The 3,804-nt window shown below is 43.1% G+C and carries 1 protein-coding gene; it reads left to right on the top strand.

All coding sequences use genetic code 11. From position 1 onward, the window contains the following. Window positions 1-306: 306 nt before the first annotated feature. On the top strand, window positions 307-3,804 hold a 3,498-nt coding region (locus ACLI1A_RS19485; protein ID WP_411410372.1), incomplete at its 3' end, for a hypothetical protein.

The raw sequence follows: 3,804 nt of genomic DNA, 5'->3' as shown, positions 1-3,804 counted from the left end.
TACTGCAGAGGAGCAGGTGCTTATTATAGAGGTAGATACCGTAAACGGTAAAGTAACCAAGCGTATTGTATTCTAAAACGGCTGTTTTTTTAAGTTAAGCATATTTACCCAAAAGTGAGTCCCCTTCGCAATAGCGAAGGGGATTTTTTTTGTGTCAAAAGTTTGGTTCGGAAATTATTATGTGATTTTTAAAGAATTTATGTTAAAACAGGTAGGTGTGATTGGAATATACTTGTTGTATATGCGTTAATACCTTTGTGTGTTATTTATATTTAACATAATTTTAGCGCAAAATTTATCTGATTGATGAAAAAAGTTACTCTGCTGTTTGTTTTAGTTGCTTTAGCACAGTGTTTTACTGGTTTGGCAACGGAGATAAACCCTCATTCCCCAACAAAAAAGAAAGTTGTTTACGCCCCTGTAAACGATGATTGTGCCAATGCGACTACACTTACCGTAAATCCGGGCACAGCCTGTACAACAAGTACTACAGTATCCTTTACTGCTGCTACTTCATCTACAGAGCCGTTAACTTCGTGTTCTACTATTGATGGTAAGGATATTTGGTATCAGTTTACTGCAACCACTAATTACCATAGTATTGCGCTTTCAAGCTTTACAGGTACTGCCCAGCCCGTAATCATGGCGCTCTATTCTGGAGATTGTGGTTCGCTTACACAATTATACTGTAGTGCAAACAACGTAATTAATGCCACAGAGCTTGTTGCAGGTCAAACCTATAAAATAAGGCTTTTCTTTAATTTGGCTTCGCCAAGCCTTGCAACTACGTTTTCTATCTGCGTAAATACTCCTTCGGTTTCTAATTCTCAGGACTGTTCTATTACTACAATTAACTATAGTTTTGAATCGCCTACAATTACCGGTACCAGTCCCACTTTTGTTAACGACTATACTGTTCAGGGATGGAGGACAACCGCAAACGACCATATTATGGAGTATTGGCCTTCTGCAAACTACCTTACTAACCCTACAATTACAGCTTACCAAGGGAGCCAGTTTATAGAGCTAAATGCTAATGCAAACCAGGGAACTATGGGGGTATACCAGGATTATGCCACACCACAGCCTGTGGTGTTTACCTGTAAGTTTGCCCACCGTGGACGTATGGGGACCGATACTATAAAACTATTGGCTGGAGATGCTAGCCAGCCTGTGTCAACATATACTACCGTTACTCAACAGAGTACAGGTAATGGTGCTTGGCAGTTTTATGGTGCTAATGGAACGATTACTTATACTGTTCCTGCAGGACAAACGGTTACCCGTTTTTATTTTCAGGCGGTGTCTACAGCAACCGGTGATACCAGTATAGGTAACTTCCTGGATAATATTGAATTTACTGCTACTAACATTATTATCACCCAAAACCCTTATTATATGGGTTGTGGTGAAGTTACACTTGATATAGAAGCTACAGGTTTCGGTACATGGACTGCCCATGCAGATAACCCTTCGGTAACTACTTTTTCAGATGCAACATCTCAAAATACTCAGGTTTCAGGTTTCTCTGTTCCGGGGACTTATTATTTTGACTGGGGTACAAATAACTGTATTAGTACCCTTGAGGTTACCTATACCGGTCCCGAGCCCGGTGAACCGGTGACTACGAACGTAACCTATTGTCAGGGACAAACCGCTGTACCGCTTACAGCCGTTGGTGAACCTGGTGCTACCCTTATTTGGTATTATGCAGGAAATGAATATGATGGTGTAGGGCCTACGCCGAGTACCACGACTATAGGTACACAAACCTACTATGTAGCTCAAATGAATGCCGCAGGTTGTAGTAGTGTACCGGTACCGCAAACCGTTACCATTACATCGGGCTTTAATGCGGTTACAGGCTTTACATTGCCAACCAATGCTTGTGCCGGCGGAAATAACGTTACGCCTACTACGGCTTCTGGCTTTACAACCGGAGGTACTTATACAGCTACTCCGGCTGGCTTAACAATTAACCCTACAACCGGAGAAATTACCGTAGGAACAAGCATTCCGGGTACTTACACTGTTACCTATTCTGTAGCGTCTGCTTCTGCAACCTGTATTGTGGGCGGAAACAGTAGCGCAGAGATAACTATTGATGCTGCACCTGCATTAGTTGACGCTACTCCTCTTGAAGTATGCGACGATAACTACGATGGTTTTGATGTATTTAACTTAACCACTGCGGGTAACCAGGTGGCCAACGGACAAAACCTTACGCTTACTTACTATACATCTCTTGCCGATGCGCAGGCAGGAGGAAGTAATAACATAGCTAATCCCACAGCTTTTACCACTACTGTAGCTAATACGCAAACAGTATACGTAAGGGCTGTAGAAACAGGTAACACCACTAACTGCTATGCTACAAGGGCTATACAGCTTATAGTACATCCTAAACCGGCAGTTCCGGTTGTTAGTAATTATGTTTTATGTGACGACCTTGCTACCACAGGAAACGTTACAGTGTTTGATCTTACCACAAAAAATGCGGAAGCTACAGCAGGTGTAAGCGGACTTACTGTAACATACTACACAAGTCAGTCTGATGCACAGGCAGGTACAAATGCCATAGGTAATGCATCTTCATACAGCAATACCACTACGCCACAAACCGTTTGGGTAAGGGCTCAAAATAGTGATGGATGTTTCAGTACAGGTTCATTTAATCTTATTGTAAATCCGCTTCCTACAGTAAATACTGCTGTTACAGCTTACAGGCTTTGTGATGACGGAACCGGACACGCTACATTCACACTTTCATCTAAAACTAATGAAATAACAAACAATACGTCAGGTTATACAGTAACATATTATGCATCTCAGGCTAATGCCAATGCAGGTACATCGCCATTGACTGATAGCTATTATTCAGCAAACGCGACAATATATGTACGTGTGGTGGATAATACTACAGGATGTGTTAACACAACAAGTTTTTCTATAGAGGTTATTGCCAGCCCTACGGCTACAGCTCCTGCAGATGTATTTATTTGTAGTAACGATAGCTATGTGCTTCCTGCACTTAGTGAAGGCGGTTACTTTACCGGTACAGGTGGTGTAGGGCCACTGGCTGTAGGTACAGCTATAACTGCTACACAAACCATATATGTATATTCACAGGTTGGATCTGGCGCTACAGCCTGTTCTGCAGAGGATAGTTTTGTTGTAACAGTTTATCCACAACCTGTAGCACCTGAATACGATGATGTAACAGCTTGTCAAAGCTATACACTAGGGTCTATCACAGGTGCTGTTTACCGTACTGCTACAGGTGGTGCCGGTATCCAGTTATATCCAGGTGATATCTTAACACAAACCCGTACAGTATATGTTTGGGCCCAAACCGGTAATGGTACTGTAACCTGTACCGATGAGACTTCGTTTGTGGTGACGATTGTACACCCACCGGTACTTACTACGCCTACCGCCCTTGAAGCCTGCGACGATGCAAGTAACAACGGTACTGCACTTTTCGACCTGACACCTGCGGGTAACCAGGCTGTAAATAACCAGAGTGGTTATACCATAACCTACTATACCAGTAATGCCACTGCCCAGGCGGGAGGCACTACCGGACAGATTACAGACCCTACAGCTTATGAGGGTTCGGGCAACGTATACATCAGGGTAGTAGCGGCTGGAGATGCCACAGCGTGTCAAGCCGTAAAAGCTGTACAGTTAATAGTGCATCCTAAGCCTAATGTTCTGCCTCTGTCAGATTATGCGCAGTGCGATTATACTACACCAGCACAGGACGGCGTTGAAACCTTTGATTTAACGACAAAAACAGCTGAG

The sequence above is a fragment of the Flavobacterium sp. RHBU_3 genome (assembly GCF_046613565.1).
Taxonomy (GTDB): domain Bacteria; phylum Bacteroidota; class Bacteroidia; order Flavobacteriales; family Flavobacteriaceae; genus Flavobacterium.
The sequence above is the reverse complement of the archived record's forward strand: the minus strand, read 5'-3'. Positions and strand labels throughout refer to the sequence as shown.